General features: G+C 62.8%; 13 protein-coding genes. 10 read left to right on the forward strand and 3 right to left on the reverse strand.

Translation table 11 applies throughout. The annotated features are described in order from the left end of the window. The first annotated feature begins 70 nt into the window (after nt 1–70). From exaC to H7995_RS04535, 9 genes are all read left to right on the forward strand, one after another. Nucleotides 71–1,591 carry an acetaldehyde dehydrogenase ExaC gene (gene exaC, locus H7995_RS04495; protein WP_185818050.1) on the forward strand — a complete coding sequence of 507 codons (1,521 nt, stop codon included), beginning with the start codon at nt 71–73 and terminating at the stop codon, nt 1,589–1,591. 1,065 nt (nt 1,592–2,656) lie between these two features. Next, nucleotides 2,657–2,728, forward strand: a complete 72-nt coding sequence (gene pqqA / locus H7995_RS04500; RefSeq protein ID WP_003253598.1) for a pyrroloquinoline quinone precursor peptide PqqA — start codon at nt 2,657–2,659, stop codon at nt 2,726–2,728. A 55-nt stretch (nt 2,729–2,783) separates the two neighbouring features. Continuing rightward, nucleotides 2,784–3,698 (forward strand): pyrroloquinoline quinone biosynthesis protein PqqB, encoded by a 915-nt coding sequence (gene pqqB / locus H7995_RS04505; protein ID WP_166591602.1) that lies wholly within the window; start codon nt 2,784–2,786, stop codon nt 3,696–3,698. Nucleotides 3,699–3,789: 91 nt separating this feature from the next. After that, entirely contained in the window at nt 3,790–4,542 is a 753-nt protein-coding gene (gene pqqC / locus H7995_RS04510) for a pyrroloquinoline-quinone synthase PqqC (RefSeq protein ID WP_166591603.1), read from the forward strand. Then, complete coding sequence (gene pqqD, locus H7995_RS04515; protein ID WP_166591604.1) at nt 4,539–4,811, forward strand: pyrroloquinoline quinone biosynthesis peptide chaperone PqqD; 273 nt, start codon at nt 4,539–4,541, stop codon at nt 4,809–4,811. The genes pqqC and pqqD overlap by 4 nt, the downstream gene beginning before the upstream one ends. Continuing rightward, nucleotides 4,789–5,931, forward strand: coding sequence for a pyrroloquinoline quinone biosynthesis protein PqqE (pqqE, locus tag H7995_RS04520; protein ID WP_166591605.1), 1,143 nt, complete (start codon nt 4,789–4,791; stop codon nt 5,929–5,931). The genes pqqD and pqqE overlap by 23 nt, the downstream gene beginning before the upstream one ends. A 109-nt stretch (nt 5,932–6,040) precedes the next feature. Then, nucleotides 6,041–7,204 carry an alcohol dehydrogenase-like regulatory protein ErcA gene (gene ercA, locus H7995_RS04525; protein WP_095168854.1) on the forward strand — a complete coding sequence of 388 codons (1,164 nt, stop codon included), beginning with the start codon at nt 6,041–6,043 and terminating at the stop codon, nt 7,202–7,204. Continuing rightward, nucleotides 7,188–8,915, forward strand: coding sequence for a PAS domain-containing hybrid sensor histidine kinase/response regulator (locus H7995_RS04530; protein WP_166591606.1), 1,728 nt, complete (start codon nt 7,188–7,190; stop codon nt 8,913–8,915). The genes ercA and H7995_RS04530 overlap by 17 nt, the downstream gene beginning before the upstream one ends. Nucleotides 8,916–9,006: 91 nt before the next feature. After that, complete coding sequence (locus H7995_RS04535; protein ID WP_166591607.1) at nt 9,007–9,627, forward strand: TetR/AcrR family transcriptional regulator; 621 nt, start codon at nt 9,007–9,009, stop codon at nt 9,625–9,627. Nucleotides 9,628–9,699: 72 nt separating this feature from the next. Here H7995_RS04535 and preA read toward each other — a convergent pair whose 3' ends face one another. The 3 genes from preA to hydA all read right to left on the reverse strand — a co-directional run bounded on the left by preA (nt 9,700) and on the right by hydA (nt 13,858). Next, the gene (gene preA, locus H7995_RS04540) at nt 9,700–10,974 is read right to left on the reverse strand and encodes an NAD-dependent dihydropyrimidine dehydrogenase subunit PreA (RefSeq protein WP_185818051.1); all 1,275 of its coding nucleotides are present in this window, start codon (nt 10,972–10,974) and stop codon (nt 9,700–9,702) included. Then, nucleotides 10,974–12,341 (reverse strand): FAD-dependent oxidoreductase, encoded by a 1,368-nt coding sequence (locus H7995_RS04545; protein WP_185818052.1) that lies wholly within the window; start codon nt 12,339–12,341, stop codon nt 10,974–10,976. The genes preA and H7995_RS04545 overlap by 1 nt, the downstream gene beginning before the upstream one ends. 77 nt (nt 12,342–12,418) lie before the next feature. Then, nucleotides 12,419–13,858, reverse strand: a complete 1,440-nt coding sequence (gene hydA / locus H7995_RS04550; RefSeq protein WP_185818053.1) for a dihydropyrimidinase — start codon at nt 13,856–13,858, stop codon at nt 12,419–12,421. 621 nt (nt 13,859–14,479) lie between these two features. On the opposite strand from hydA, the gene H7995_RS04555 reads away from it, so the two are divergent. Next, nucleotides 14,480–15,964 (forward strand): NCS1 family nucleobase:cation symporter-1, encoded by a 1,485-nt coding sequence (locus H7995_RS04555; RefSeq protein WP_185818054.1) that lies wholly within the window; start codon nt 14,480–14,482, stop codon nt 15,962–15,964. Nucleotides 15,965–15,974 lie beyond the last annotated feature (10 nt).

The following is a 15,974-nucleotide window of genomic DNA, read 5'->3' on the forward strand; positions in this document are numbered from 1 at the left end:
CTCGCGGGGCTCTCTACTATCGGTGCATCGCCTGTTTGCCGACAGGCATCGACCAAGACAGAGGCCCAGCATGATCTACGCACAACCCGGTACCCCAGGCGCTGTTGTTTGCTTCAAGCCGCGCTACGGCAATTTCATCGGCGGCGAATTTGTCGCCCCGATCAATGGCCAGTACTTCACCAACACCTCGCCGGTCACCGGCGAGGTGATCGCCGAGTTCCCGCGCTCCTGCGCCGCCGACATCGACCGCGCCCTGGATGCCGCCCACGCCGCGGCCGATGCCTGGGGCAAGACTTCGGCCCAGGACCGCTCCCTGGTGTTGTTGAAAATTGCTGATCGCATCGAACAGAACCTGGAAATCCTCGCGGTCACCGAGACCTGGGACAACGGCAAGGCTGTGCGCGAGACCCTCAACGCCGACGTTCCGCTGGCCGCCGACCACTTCCGTTACTTCGCCGGGTGCATCCGCGCCCAGGAAGGCGGTGCTGCCGAAATCAATGAACTGACCACCGCCTACCACTTCCACGAACCCCTGGGCGTGGTCGGGCAGATCATCCCGTGGAACTTCCCGCTGCTGATGGCTGCCTGGAAGCTCGCTCCGGCGCTGGCCGCCGGCAACTGCATCGTGCTCAAGCCAGCCGAGCAGACGCCGCTGTCGATCATGGTCTTCGCCGAACTGATCGCCGACCTGCTGCCTGCTGGCGTGCTGAACATCGTCCAGGGTTTTGGTCGCGAAGCCGGTGAAGCCCTGGCCACCAGCAAGCGTATCGCCAAGATCGCCTTCACCGGCTCGACTCCGGTGGGCGCGCACATCATGCATTGTGCCGCCGAGAACATCATTCCGAGCACGGTGGAGCTGGGCGGCAAGTCGCCGAATATCTTCTTCGAAGACATCATGAATGCCGAGCCTGCGTTCATCGAGAAGGCCGCCGAAGGCCTGGTGCTGGCGTTCTTCAACCAGGGCGAAGTGTGCACGTGCCCGTCACGGGCGCTGGTGCAGGAGTCGATCTACGAGCCGTTCATGGCCGAGGTGATGAAGAAGATCGTCAAGATCAAGCGCGGCAACCCGTTGGACACCGAGACCATGGTCGGCGCCCAGGCGTCCGAGCAGCAATACGACAAGATCCTCTCGTACCTGCAGATTGCCCAGGAGGAGGGCGCCGAACTGCTCACGGGCGGTGCGGCCGAGCGCCTGGAGGGTGACCTGTCCAGCGGCTATTACATCCAGCCGACCCTGCTCAAGGGCCACAACAAGATGCGCGTGTTCCAGGAAGAAATCTTCGGTCCGGTGGTGGGTGTCACCACCTTCAAGGATGAAGCCGAGGCCCTGGCGATTGCCAACGACAGCGAGTTCGGCCTCGGTGCCGGCCTGTGGACCCGCGACATCAACCGCGCCTATCGCATGGGCCGGGCGATCAAGGCCGGGCGCGTGTGGACCAACTGCTACCACCTGTACCCGGCTCATGCCGCGTTTGGTGGCTACAAGAAGTCCGGGGTTGGCCGGGAAAACCACAAGATGATGCTCGACCACTACCAGCAGACCAAGAACCTGCTGGTGAGCTACGACATCAACCCGTTGGGGTTCTTCTGATTACCTGAGCACGACACAAAACCTGTGGGAGCGGGCGCCCGCTTGCGGCTTGCCCGCGATGGGCATAGGTATCTACACAACTTTGTAGCGGCCTGTGGCGAGGGAGGAGCTTGCTACCGTGGCGGTCTCTGGGCCGTCCGTGGTGTTGGATTAGACCGAGTACATATCCATTTCTTCGGTAACGGCCACCTATGGTTCCGCTCTTACAGCGGCTCACTTTTGGGAGCCGGAATGCCGGCCCAGCCAAAAGTAAGCAAAAGGCTCTTGCCCCACCACTTGGTGCCTCGCTTAGGCTCGGCATGCCCGTACTCCGACATTGATTTGGGGGGTCGCCGCACTGGGCCATCCCTGGCCCAGTGCGGCTAAACCGGCGTCCTGCCGGTTTACCCCCCAAATCAATATCGGACTCCGGCCAGCGTGGTTAACGGGCGCCCAGAATCAAAAACAAAGCGAGGCGGCCTTAGAGCCGACCTGATCGCTAGGGCATGCGCGGTGTAGCTTCTACTTCCTCAGACGCTGACGAAGTCAGCCATCTTTTGATCTGGCTTTTGCTTTCGCTTTAGCTCTGGCTCTGGCTTTTGATCCTGGGCGCCCCGTTAACCACGCTGGCCGAACGCAGGCTTGAAGCCGTGGGCAACCCGGCAGGACGCCGGGTTAGCCGCCCCGCGCCATGGATGGCGCGTGGCGGCGGCCCACGGATTCAAGCCGGAGTGAGGGAACACCGAGCCCAAGCGAGGTGCCGAGTGGTGGGGTAAGAGCGTTTTGCTTACTTTTGCGCTCTCAAAAGTGAGCCGCTGTAAGAGCGGAACCATAGGTGGTCTTTACCGAAGAAATGGATATGTACTCGGACGTCGCACCACAGTTGTGTAGATACCTATGCCTATCGCGGGCAAGCGGAGCGCCGCCCGGCCAGCTCCCACAGGTCGGATGGTGTTTCTGAAAATCGGGCAAACACCCCCTACCAAATCACCCCGCCAGCTCCTTCGAAAGTAGCATTCGGTCACCTCAAGCCCCGTGCATTAATGCGTGTACCGGAATCGCCCGGCACAAGAAGAGGAATGACCCATGTGGACTAAACCCGCGTTTACCGATCTGCGCATTGGCTTCGAAGTGACGATGTATTTCGCCAACCGTTGATTGACCACCCGGCCAGCCGTTGCGTTGGCCGGGCCTGCCATCTGGAGCAATGCCCATGCACATCCGTGTCCTCGGTTCCGCCGCCGGTGGCGGTTTTCCGCAGTGGAATTGCAATTGCCGCCAGTGCGCCGGCGTGCGCGCGGGCAGCCTGCGGGCGCAACGGCGGACGCAGTCGTCGATTGCCTTGAGTGACAACGGTGTGGATTGGGTGCTGTGCAACGCCTCGCCGGACATCCGCGTGCAACTGGAAAGTTTCCCTGCGCTGCAACCCGCGCGCCAGCTGCGGGATACGGCGATTGCCGGGATCATCCTGATGGACAGCCAGATCGACCACTGCACCGGCCTGTTGAGCCTGCGCGAAGGTTGTCCGCACGCCGTGTGGTGCACCGAGCGGGTCCACCAGGACCTGAGCAGCGGTTTTCCCCTGTTCAACATGCTGACCCACTGGAACGGCGGCCTGCAGTGGCAGCCCATCGGCCTGGACCGCGCACCGTTCAGCATCGCTGCTTGCGCGCACCTTGAGTTCCGGGCCATCCCCTTGGTCAGCAACGCACCGCCGTATTCGCCGAATCGTGGCAATCCGCAGCCGGGTGACACCATCGGCCTGTTCATCGAGGACCGGCGCAGCGGTGCTTCGCTGTTCTATGCCCCGGGCCTGGGCCAGGTCGACGACGAGTTGCTGGGCTGGATGCAGCGCGCCGATTGCCTGTTGCTCGATGGCACGCTGTGGCGCGATGACGAGATGCGCCTGTGCGAAGTCGGCCAGAGCCTGGGCCGCGACATGGGGCACCTGGCGCAAAGCGGCCCGGGCGGCATGCTGGAGGTGCTGGAGGGGTTCCCACGCCAGCGCAAGGTGCTGATCCACATCAACAACACCAACCCGATCCTCGACCCGGACTCGGCCGAGCGGGCGGAGCTTGAGCGGCGCGGGATCGAAGTGGCCTATGACGGCCTGCACATCGACCTGTAGGGCCTTTCGCGAGCAGGCTGACTCGGACCCTTGTGGGAGCGGGCTTGCCCGCGATGCCCCCAGACCCCACCGAACCGCGAGGAGAAGCACCATGATTGACCAGGCAATGACCCCCAGCGAATTCGAAGCGGCCCTGCGTGCCAAGGGCGCCTATTACCACATCCATCACCCATTCCACCAAACCATGTACGCCGGGGGTGCCACTCGCCGGCAGATCCAGGGCTGGGTCGCCAATCGGTTCTATTACCAGTTGAACATCCCGCTCAAGGACGCGGCGATCCTGGCCAATTGTCCGGACCGCGACGTGCGTCGCCAGTGGTTGCAACGCCTGCTCGATCACGATGGCGCGCCGGGCAGCGAAGGCGGGATCGAAGCCTGGTTGCGCCTCGGCGAAGCCGTGGGGCTGACCCGCGAGCAAGTGTTGTCCCAGGAACTGGTGTTGCCGGGGGTGCGGTTTGCCGTGGATGCCTATGTCAATTTCGCCCGGCGCGCCTGCTGGCAGGAAGCGGCCAGCAGTTCGCTGACCGAGCTGTTCGCCCCGCAGATCCACCAGTCGCGCCTGGATGCCTGGCCCCAGCATTACCCCTGGATCGACCCGGCCGGCTACCAGTATTTCCGCACACGCCTGGGCCAGGCCCGTCGCGATGTCGAGCACGGGCTGCAGATCACCCTGGCGCACTACGTCACCGCCGCCGGCCAGCAACGGATGCTCGAGATCCTCCAGTTCAAGCTCGATGTGCTGTGGAGCATGCTCGATGCCATGAGCCTGGCCTACGAACTGGAGCGCCCGCCGTACCACACGGTGACCGCCGCCAATGTCTGGCACCGGGGGATCGCCCTGTGAGCCTGATCAAACGCGAACAGGCACCGCTGCTGCGCCGGGGTTTTCGCCTGCAATGGGAACCGCGCCAGGACTGTCACGTGCTGCTGTACCCCGAGGGCATGATCAAGCTCAACGCCAGTGCCGGGCAGATCCTCAGCCTGGTGGACGGCCAGCGCAGTGTGGCGGCGATCATTGCCCAGCTGACGTCGAGTTTCCCCGGGGTGCCGGGGATCGACGAGGATGTCCTGGCATTCCTGGAGGTGGCCCATGCGCAATTCTGGATTGAGTGAGGCGCCACCCGGCCCCCCGCTATGGTTGCTGGCGGAGCTGACCTATCGGTGCCCGCTGCAATGCCCTTACTGCTCCAATCCGCTGGATTTTGCCCGGCACGGTGAGGAGTTGAGTACCGCCGAGTGGATCCGGGTGTTCCGCCAGGCACGCGACATGGGCGCCGCGCAACTGGGCTTTTCCGGTGGCGAGCCGTTGGTGCGCCAGGACCTCGCCGAGCTGATCAAGGCCGCCCGGGACATGGGCTACTACACCAACCTGATCACCTCGGGCATTGGCCTGACCGAACAGAAAGTGCGGGATTTCAAGGTGGCTGGGCTGGACCATATCCAGATCAGTTTCCAGGCCGCCGACGAAGCGGTGAACAACATGCTCGCCGGCTCGCGCAAGGCCTTCGCCCAGAAGCTGGCCATGGCCCGGGCGGTCAAGGCCGAGGGTTACCCGATGGTGCTGAATTTTGTCACCCACCGGCACAATATCGACCGTATCGAGCAGATCATTGAGCTGTGCCTGGAGCTGGAGGCTGACTTTGTCGAGTTGGCCACCTGTCAGTTCTATGGCTGGGCCGAACTCAACCGGGTGGGCCTGCTGCCGACCCGCGACCAGTTGGAGCGCGCCGAGGCGGTCACCCAGGCTTACCGCCAGCGGCTCGAGGCCCAGGGCCATCCGTGCAAACTGATTTTCGTCACCCCGGACTACTACGAGGAGCGTCCCAAAACCTGCATGAACGGCTGGGCCAACCTGTTTCTCGACATCACCCCGGACGGCACCGCGTTGCCGTGCCACAGCGCCCGGCAATTGCCCGTGGCGTTTCCCAACGTGCGCGAGCACAGCATCGAGCACATCTGGAATGACTCGTTCGGCTTCAACCGCTTTCGCGGTGACGCCTGGATGAAGGAGCCGTGCCGTTCCTGCGATGAAAAGCACAAGGACCTGGGTGGCTGTCGCTGCCAGGCGTTCATGCTCACGGGGGATGCCGCCAACGCTGACCCGGTGTGCAGCAAGTCGGCGCACCATGGGGTGATCCTCAAGGCCCGGGAAGAAGCCGAGGCGCCGGGGCCGGGCATGGAGGCGCTGACGCTGCGCAATGAAAAGGCTTCACGGTTGATTTATCGCGGATAGCTCGCCAAGCCTGGTTCAGGCTTGGGGTACCCAATGGTCTGATTGCATTCACCAGCGGATCGGTTAGTGTGGCTGTTACCTTTCAAAACAATAAAAAACAGGCTTTCCAATGAGCCAGAGTCTCAGCCAACTGCGTAAGTTCGTTTCCCCTGAAATCATCTTCGGTGCCGGTTGCCGGCACAACGTCGGCAACTATGCCAAGACCTTCGGCGCCCGCAAGGTGCTGGTGGTCAGCGACCCGGGGGTGATTGCCGCCGGCTGGGTCGCGGATGTCGAGGCCAGCCTGCAGGCCCAGGGCATCGACTACTTCCTCTACAGCGATGTGTCGCCCAACCCGCGGGTCGAAGAAGTCATGCTCGGTGCCGAGCTGTATCGGGAGAATCACTGCGACGTGATTGTCGCGGTCGGTGGCGGCAGCCCGATGGACTGCGGCAAAGGCATTGGCATTGTGGTCGCCCACGGGCGCAGCATTCTCGAGTTCGAAGGCGTGGACACCATTCGTGTCCCCAGCCCGCCGCTGATCCTGATCCCGACCACTGCCGGTACTTCGGCGGATGTGTCCCAGTTCGTGATCATCTCCAACCAGCAGGAGCGCATGAAGTTCTCCATTGTCAGCAAGGCGGTGGTGCCCGACGTGTCGCTGATCGACCCGGAAACCACATTGAGCATGGACCCGTTCCTGTCGGCCTGTACCGGCATCGATGCGTTGGTGCATGCCATCGAAGCCTTTGTGTCCACCGGACACGGGCCGCTGACCGATCCCCATGCCCTGGAGGCGATGCGGCTGATCAATGGCAACCTGGTGCAGATGATTGCCAACCCCGCGGACATCGCCCTGCGGGAAAAAATCATGCTCGGCAGCATGCAGGCCGGGCTGGCGTTCTCCAACGCGATCCTGGGCGCGGTGCATGCCATGTCCCATAGCCTGGGTGGCTTTCTCGACCTGCCGCACGGGCTGTGCAACGCGGTGCTGGTGGAGCACGTGGTGGCGTTCAACTACAGCTCGGCGCCGGAGCGCTTCAAGGTGATCGCCGAGACCTTTGGCATCGACTGCCGTGGCCTTAACCACCGGCAGATCTGCGGGCGCCTGGTGGAGCACCTGATCGCCCTCAAGCACGCCATCGGTTTCCACGAAACCCTGGGCCTGCATGGGGTCAGTACGGCGGATATCCCGTTCCTCTCGCAACACGCGATGGATGACCCGTGCATTCTCACCAATCCGCGCGAGTCCAGTCAGCGGGATGTCGAGGTCGTCTATGGCGAAGCCCTCTGACCAGCAGCAACAGGCGCTGGCCGGGCTGCTGGGGCTGGGCAATCACTCGGCCCGCAAGAGTCATTACCCGGAGCTGGCAGCGCGCCTTAAAGAGTTGGAAGCGGAGCGCAATCGCTACAAGTGGCTGTTCGAAAACGCCGTGCACGGGGTGTTCCAGGCCAGCCTGCTGGAGGGCATGCGCGCGGCCAACCCGGCGTTGGCGCGGATGCTCGGCTACGCAGACCCGCAGGATGTGCTGTTCTCCCTGACAGACCTGGCCGACACGCTGTTTGTCGGTGGTGCCCGCGAGCTGGAACAGATTCGCGAGATCCTGCAACGCGAGCGCAGCCTGCTGGGCTACGAGACCCAGTTGCGGCGCAAGGACGGCAGCGCGCTGGACGTGCTGATGAACCTGTTGCTCAAGCCCGATCAGGAAGGGTTGGTGGAAGGGTTTGTCGCCGACATCACCGAACGCAAACTGGCCCAGGAGCGCCTGCAACAGCTCAATGATCAACTGGAGCAGCGGGTCACCGCGCGCACCGACGAATTGCTCGAGGCCAACCGCAACCTGCAACAGCAGATCGCCGAGCGCGAGCAGATCGAGCATGCCCTGCGTGAAGCCCGGGACGCCGCCCAGGCTGCCAACCACAGCAAGGACAAGTACCTGGCGGCGGCCAGTCACGACCTGCTGCAACCGCTCAACGCCGCGCGGCTGCTGGTCTCGACCCTGCGCGAGCGCCATCTGCCGGAGGTCGAGCAGGTGTTGGTGGAACGCACCCATCAGGCCCTGGAAGGGGCCGAGGACCTGCTGACCGACTTGCTGGACATCTCGCGCCTGGACCAGGCCGCGGTAAAGCCCGACGTGGCCCTGTATCGGCTCGACGAACTGCTCGGCCCGCTGGTCTCGGAGTTCCAGTCGGTGGCTCAAGCTGCCGGGCTGAACTTGCGGGTGCGCATGGGGGACTTCGGAATCCGTACCGACCTGCGGCTGATGACCCGTATCCTGCGCAACTTCCTCAGCAATGCCTGCCGCTACACCGAGCAGGGCAGCATCCTGCTGGCCGCCCGCCGGCGGGGCGCGGCCTTGCGCCTGGAAGTCTGGGACACCGGGCGCGGCATTGCCGCAGATCGTCTGGACTCGATCTTCCTCGAATTCAATCAGCTGGATGTCGGCCGTGCGGCCGACCGCAAGGGGGTCGGCCTGGGCCTGGCGATTGTCGAGCGGATCGCCAAGATCCTCGATTACCGGGTTCAGGTGCATTCCTTGCCGGGACGCGGGTCGATGTTCAGCATCGATGTGCCGATCTGCGACGACATCCCGTTGCCCATCAGCCTCGCGGTGCCCCAGGCGGGCACCGGCAATCCGCTGCCGGGCCGCCGCTTGCTGGTGCTGGACAACGAAGTGAGCATCCTGCAGAGCATGAGTGCGTTGCTTGGGCAGTGGGGCTGCGAGGTGGTCACGGCCACGGATGAAAGCTCGGCCCTGAGCAACTTGATGGGCCAGGCTCCGGAACTGATTCTGGCGGACTATCACCTGGACCACGGGGTGGTGGGCAGTGAGGTGGTGCGGCATTTGCGCGAGCATTTCCAGCAGGTGATCCCGGCGGTGATCATCACTGCCGACCGCACCGACCAATGTCGGCAATCCTTGCACAGACTGGATGCGCCGTTGCTCAACAAACCGGTGAAACCCGGCAAGTTGCGCGCGGTGCTGAGCCAGTTGCTGGGCTGAGCTGCGCTCATTGGCGGCCTTGGGCGTACGACGTTTCGTTTCGCGTGTCGCCAATGCTAGTCTTGGGAAATGCCGCTGACAGGGAGCCCCCATGGGCAATCACAAGATCGAGATCCGTCGCAGCAACGTCGAGAAAATCCTCCTGGCCGCGGAAAAAGTCTTCGCCGAAAAAGGCTTTGGCAGCACCGCGATGGCGGACATTGCCAGGGAAGTGCAATTGCCGCGCTCCAACCTGCATTACTACTTCAGCACCAAGACCGAACTTTACAGCGCCGTGCTCTTCGACTTGCTGGAAGTGTGGAAACAGGACGCGCTGTGCTTCGAGATGTTCGATGATCCACGGGTGGTGTTGAGCAGCTACATCCGCGCGAAAATGCAGCACTCACGTAGCCGCCCCTATGGCTCGAAAGTCTGGGCCAACGAAATCATCCATGGCGCACCGACCCTGGGCTTGGCGCTGGACGCCAGCCTGTACGACTGGGCCAAGATGAAAGAAGCGAAAATCCGCCAATGGGTCGACGACCAGCGCATCCTCCCGGTCGAGCCTTCCAGCCTGCTGTACATGATCTGGGCCTCGACCCAGCACTACGCGGACTTTGATCACCAGGTGAACATTCTCAACGAGCACCAGCCGCTGTCGGACATGCAGTTCGAGAGGGCGGTGCAGACGGTGACCAGTGTGATCTTGCGCGGGATTGGGTTGGAGCCTTGAGGTCGGGATTGTCCGGGCTGACTTCATCGCGAGCAAACGGGCGGCGCTCCGTCTGCTCGCGATGACGATCGGTCAGATAGCGACGTGGTAGGGATTACGCGGATCATGGTTCCAGTCGAGGAAGGGTTTGCCGTTATCGACCGGCACCATCTCGATGCAATCCTGCACCGGGCAGGTGATCTGGCACAGGTTGCAGCCCACGCATTCGTCGTCGATCACCTGGTACTTGTGGCTGCCGTCGGCCTGCTTGAGGCTGGCAACGGCCTGGTGCGAGGTGTCTTCGCAGGCGATGTGGCAACGTCCGCAGCCGATGCAGGCCTGCTGGTCGATCCGGGCGATCACCTGGTAGTTGATGTCCAGGTACTTCCAGTCGGTGGTGTTGCCCACCGCGCGCCCCGCGAAGTCCTGCACGCTGGCGTAACCTTGGCTGTCCATCCAGCGCGACAGGCCGTCCTTCATGTCCTCGACGATCCGGAAGCCGTGCAGCATTGCCGCCGTGCACACTTGCACCGCGCCGCTGCCCAGGGCCATGAATTCGGCGGCGTCGCGCCAACTGCCGATGCCACCGATGCCGCAGATTGGCAGGCCCTGGGTCTGCGGGTCACGGGCGATTTCGGCGACCATGTTCAAGGCAATCGGCTTGACCGCCGAGCCGCAGTAACCGCCGTGGGTACTCTGGTTGCCGACCATGGGCAGGGCGACCATGCGGTCGAGGTCGACGCTGGTGATTGAGTTGATGGTATTGATCAGTGACACCGCATCGGCCCCACCACGATGGGCCGCCCGGGCGGCGACGCGGATGTCGGTGATGTTCGGCGTGAGCTTGACGATCACCGGCAGCGAGCAATAGGTCTTGCACCAGCGGGTCACTTGTTCGACGTATTCCGGCACCTGGCCCACCGCCGCGCCCATGCCGCGCTCCGGCATGCCGTGGGGGCAGCCGAAGTTCAGCTCGATGCCGTCCGCGCCGGTGGCTTCAACCAGCGGCAGGATGTGTTTCCACGACTCCTCGACGCAGGGCACCATCAGCGAGACGATCAGGGCGCGGTCCGGCCAGTCTTTCTTGACCTGGGTGATTTCCCGCAGGTTGATCTCCAGCGAGCGGTCGGTGATCAGTTCGATGTTGTTGATGCCCATGACTTCACGGTTGGCGCCAAAGTGCGCGGAGTAGCGCGATGACACGTTGACCGCCGCCGGGTCCTCGCCCAGGGTTTTCCAGACCACGCCGCCCCAACCGGCCTCGAAGGCTCGAACCACGTTGTAGGCCTTGTCGGTGGGCGGTGCTGAAGCCAGCCAGAAGGGGTTGGGCGCCTTGATGCCGGCGAAGACAATCGAGAGATCGGCCATTACGCAGCCTCCACGTTGAGCATGAGTCGGGCATGCATGGCTTGCGCGGCGAGTTTGCCGTGCTGCACCGCTTGCACGGTAAGGTCCTGGTCGAGGCTGGTGCAGTCGCCCCCGGCATAGACCCCGGGAATGCTGGTTTGCATCTGTTCGTCCACCTGGATTCGCCCGCCCTGGCGCTGCAGTTGGCTGGCCAGCGGATCGCTCAGGGCGTGCTCGTCAAAGCTCTGGCCGATGGCCTTGAAAATGGCATCGGCGGCCAGTTCGAAGGTCTCGCCGGTGGTGACCAGCCGCCCCTCATCCATGCGGGTGCGGGCGAAGCGCATGCCGCGGACCAGGCCCTGGTCGTCGAGCAGTACTTGCTCGGGTTGGGCCCAGGTCAGCAGGCGCACCTGGTTGGCCTTGGCGATGTCCTGTTCATGGTCGGTGGCGCCCATGTCCGGCACACCCCGGCGGTATACCAGGTTGACGTCGCGGGCGCCGAGGCGGGCCATTTGCACCGCCATGTCGATGGCGGTGTTGCCGGCGCCGAGGACGATGCAATGCTCGGCCAGGGGCAGTTGGCTGAGGTCATCGGTCTGGCGCAGTTCGCGGATGTAATCGGTGGCGGCCAGCATCCCCGGCGCGTCCTCGTGGGGCAGCCCCAGTTGTTTGCTGGCGGCCAGGCCGAGGCCGAGGAACACGGCGTCGAACTGTTGGTGCAGGTCGCTGAGGCTCAGGTTGTCGCCAAGCTTGTGCCCGTGGCGGATTTCGATGCCGCCGATTTGCAGGAGGAAATCCAGCTCGTGCTGGGCGAAGTCATCCACCAGCTTGTACTTGGCGATCCCGTATTCATTGAGACCACCGGCTTTTTCCCGGGCTTCGAAGATCACCACGTCATGGCCGTGCATGGCACTGCGGTGCGCGCAGGACAATCCGGCGGGCCCGGCGCCGACCACAGCAATGCGCTTGCCGGTGGCGGCGGCGCGCTGGAACGGATGCTCGCGAAAGTGTGCGTTGTCGATGGCGTAGCGTTGCAACAGGCCGATCAGTACCGGCGCGCACTCTTCGGCGTTGTTGCGCACGCAGGCATGCTGGCAGAGGATTTCGGTCGGGCAGACCCGGGCGCAACTGCCGCCGAGAATGTTCGCCGAGAGGATTTTCTGCGCGGCGCCCTGGACGTTGTCCTGGTGGATGTTGCGGATGAAGGAGGGGATGTCGATCTCGCTGGGGCAGGCGTTGACGCACGGCGCGTCGTAGCAGTACAGGCAGCGCGAGGCTTCGACCTCGGCCTGGCGCGCGGTGAGGGGCGGGGCCAGGTCGCTGAAATGGCCGGCGAGGGTGGCGCCATCCTCAAGGGGATGGGGCAAGTGGTTCAAGGAATTGATCACGGTCTTGGCCTCACGGTTATTTGAGGGTTTGCCTCTGACGGGCATTGGTTTTTGTATGGCCTGTGTGGGCCCGGATCTCAGCGCTTCACTGCCACCGGCTTGTGCAATTCGGCGCGCTTGCTCAGCAGGTCGAATACCGCCGGGTAGGCCGGGCGTTCGATGTAGCGCCCGGCACCCCGTTCGGCCCGCAGGTCGCCATCGGCCCAGACCAGCCGGCCCTGGCTGATGGTATGGCTGGGAATGCCGCGCACGGTCTTGCCTTCGAAGATGTTGAAGTCGACTTGCTGGTGATGGGTCTTGGCCGAGATGGTGCGAGTGCCGTGTGGATCCCACAGCACCAGGTCGGCGTCGGCGCCCACGCGGATCGCGCCCTTGCGCGGGTAGAGGTTGAAGATCTTCGCGGTGTTGGTGGAGGTGAGCGCCACGAACTCCTGCATCGACAGCCGCCCGCTGTTGACGCCTTCATCCCAGAGCACCGCCATGCGGTCTTCGATGCCGGCCGTGCCATTGGGGATCTTGCTGAAATCCTCGCGACCGGCGGCTTTCTGATCGGCGCAGAAACAGCAGTGGTCGGTGGCGGTGGTGTGCAGGTTGCCCGATTGCAGGCCGTGCCAGAGCGCCTCTTGGTGGCCGCGGGGGCGGAAGGGCGGGCTCATCACGTAGCCGGCGGCGGTGTGCCAGTCCGGATGCTGGTAGACGCTGTCGTCCAGCAGCAGGTGCCCAGCCAGCACTTCACCGTAGACCGGTTGCCCCTTGCTGCGGGCATAGGTGATTTCGTCCAGGGCTTCCTTGGTCGAGACGTGGACCAGGTACAGCGGCGTACCAAGGGTTTCGGCGATGCGGATCGCCCGGCTGGCCGCCTCACCCTCGACCTGTGACGGACGCGACAGCGGGTGCGCTTCAGGCCCGGTCATGCCCTGGGCCATCAACTTGCGTTGCAGGTGGTAGACCAGTTCGCCGTTTTCCGCGTGTACGGTCGGCACGGCCCCGAGTTCCAGGCAGCGCTCGAAGCTGGCGACCAGGGTGTCGTCGGCCGCCATGATGGCGTTCTTGTAGGCCATAAAGTGCTTGAAGCTGTTGACCCCATGCTGGCTGACCAACTCGGCCATTTCCTCGCGGACCTGCTCGCTCCACCAGGTGATGGCGACATGAAAGCCGTAGTCCGCGGCGGACTTCTCGGCCCAGCCGCGCCATTGATGAAACGCTTCGAGCAGGGACTGCTGGGGGTTGGGGATCACGAAGTCGATGATCGAGGTGGTGCCGCCGGCAAGGCCCGCGGCGGTGCCGCTGTAGAAGTCTTCGCTGGCCACTGTGCCCATGAAGGGCAGTTGCATGTGGGTGTGAGGGTCGATGCCGCCGGGCATCAGGTACTGCCCGCTGCCATCGAGCACTTCGCAGCCTGCGGGAACTTCCAGGTTGTTACCGATGGCTTTGATCAGGCCGTCGGCGCAGAGGACATCGGCGCGGTAACTTTCATCATGGGTAATAACAGTGGCGCCACGGATCAACAGAGACATTCCGAGTTCCTCGCAGGCAAGACCGGCTTGTGCCGGTTCTAAGTGTTTTATATGTAGCAGGCTAAGGAAGTTATATTCCTGTCAGCGCTGTCAGGATTAAACGCTAGCTGGAGTTAAGCGAATGAGCAAGAATATTTTTTATATGCTTATAACAATATTAAGTTATTGAATATAAAAGGATAAAAGTGAGAATTCGCATATTGGTGCAGCCGTTCACCATTTTGACGCACTTGACAGGAACCCAATATGGTCGAGATTTGTCATGTGAAATCAGCCATTTGAGGTCAGCCTGTGGCGCTTGAGAAATTCATCTATAAATATAACGCACCAGAATGAGTCCTGACGGGTTGGACAACTTGCCTGGCAGTTAGCCTGAGTGTGCGGGCGGGTTGTTGCAGACGGGATAGTTTTGAAACAGAAACCAATTGATATCAGTTGTTTACATGGATTTTACTGATCCGCAGCAAAGCCTGGCAGCGTCGGCGGCACGCTTATTGATTGCCGCCGCTGACACCTTGGCCGGTCGGTAAAAGTCGTCAGTTCTCCGGCCATCGTTTGGCTCGCGGATACTCCGTTGGCCAGCCCGATGAGCAAAATAATCAAAAGAACAGTGGAGCGGCCATGCAACAGAACAGATCCCAGGTCACCGAGCGCGACGGGTTGTACGAACTGGACGCCGGCAGTGACGTCCTCGACAGCCCCAGGTACAACCACGACATTGCCCCGACCAAGGTGCACGAGCGCACCTGGAACAAATGGCACATCACCGCCCTGTGGGTCGGCATGTCGATCTGCGTGCCGACCTACACCCTGGGCGGGGTGCTGACGGCGTACTTCGGCCTGAGCGTCGGCGAAGCGCTGCTGGCGATCCTGCTGGCCAACGTCATCGTCCTGATTCCACTGACCCTCAATGCGTTTGCCGGGACCAAGTACGGTATTCCGTTCCCGGTATTGCTGCGCTCCTCCTTCGGGGTGATTGGCTCCAACGTGCCCTGTCTGATCCGCGCCCTGGTGGCCTGCGGCTGGTTCGGCATCCAGACCATGTTCGGCGGGCTGGCGATCCACCTGTTCCTGGGCTCGATCTTCGAGGGCTGGAAATCCCTCGGCGGTACCGGCGAGGTCATTGGCTTCATGGTGTTCTGGGCCCTGAACCTGTGGGTAGTGCTGCGCGGGGCCGAGTCGATCAAATGGCTGGAGACGCTGTCGGCGCCACTGTTGGTACTGGTGGGGCTGGGGCTGCTGGTGTGGGCCATGCCGAACGTTTCCATGACCGAGTTGCTGGCGCAGCCGCCCAAGCGCCCGGAAGGCGCCAGCGTCTGGAGTTACTTTTTCGCCGGGTTGACCGCCATGGTCGGCTTCTGGGCCACCCTGTCGTTGAACATTCCGGATTTCAGCCGCTACGCCAAAAGCCAGAAGGACCAGATCGTCGGGCAAATCATTGGCCTGCCGCTGACCATGTTCCTGTTCGCCGCCCTGGGCGTAGTGCTCACCGCTGCTTCGGAAAAGCTGGTGGGGGTGACAGTGTCCGATCCGGTGACCCTCATTGGCCACATCCAGAGCCCGCTCTGGGTCGCGCTGGCCATGGCCTTGATCATCATCGCGACCTTGTCCACCAACACCGCGGCGAACATCGTGTCGCCCACCAATGACTTCCAGAACCTGGCACCCAAACTGATCAACCGGACCACGGCAGTGATGCTCACCGGATTCGTGGGCCTGGCCCTGATGGGCCATGAGTTGCTGAAAAAACTGGGCTGGATTGTCTCCGAGATCAGCCTTGAGTCGGTGTACTCCAACTGGCTGCTGGGTTATTCGAGCTTGCTCGGACCGATTGCCGGGATCATGGTGGTGGACTATTTCCTGATCAAGAAACAGCGACTGGACCTGGCGGGGCTGTACCGCGATGACGTGTACCCGGCATGGAACTGGTTCGGTTTCGTCGCGTTCGGCGTACCGGTGGTGCTGACCCTGCTGTCCCTGGGCAGCGATGCGTTCAGTTGGTTCTACAGCTACGGCTGGTTCACCGGTTCGGCCCTGGGAGGCCTGATTTACTACGGGTTGTGCACGATGCGGCCGGACGCTTCCATTGCGAAATCGGCGGTATGACTGCAGGCCT

The organism is Pseudomonas kielensis, from assembly GCF_014236655.1.
In the GTDB taxonomy this organism is placed as follows: Bacteria; Pseudomonadota; Gammaproteobacteria; order Pseudomonadales; family Pseudomonadaceae; genus Aquipseudomonas; species Aquipseudomonas kielensis.

Coding starts and splice junctions, on each gene's coding strand:
- H7995_RS04555 (WP_185818054.1), top strand. CDS start 14,480: ATGCAACAGAACAGATCCCAGGTCACCGAGCGCGACGGGTTGTACGAA.
- H7995_RS04530 (WP_166591606.1), top strand. CDS start 7,188: ATGGCGAAGCCCTCTGACCAGCAGCAACAGGCGCTGGCCGGGCTGCTG.
- pqqB (WP_166591602.1), top strand. CDS start 2,784: ATGCACATCCGTGTCCTCGGTTCCGCCGCCGGTGGCGGTTTTCCGCAG.
- ercA (WP_095168854.1), top strand. CDS start 6,041: ATGAGCCAGAGTCTCAGCCAACTGCGTAAGTTCGTTTCCCCTGAAATC.
- preA (WP_185818051.1), bottom strand. CDS start 10,974: ATGGCCGATCTCTCGATTGTCTTCGCCGGCATCAAGGCGCCCAACCCC.
- pqqE (WP_166591605.1), top strand. CDS start 4,789: ATGCGCAATTCTGGATTGAGTGAGGCGCCACCCGGCCCCCCGCTATGG.
- hydA (WP_185818053.1), bottom strand. CDS start 13,858: ATGTCTCTGTTGATCCGTGGCGCCACTGTTATTACCCATGATGAAAGT.
- pqqC (WP_166591603.1), top strand. CDS start 3,790: ATGATTGACCAGGCAATGACCCCCAGCGAATTCGAAGCGGCCCTGCGT.
- H7995_RS04535 (WP_166591607.1), top strand. CDS start 9,007: ATGGGCAATCACAAGATCGAGATCCGTCGCAGCAACGTCGAGAAAATC.
- exaC (WP_185818050.1), top strand. CDS start 71: ATGATCTACGCACAACCCGGTACCCCAGGCGCTGTTGTTTGCTTCAAG.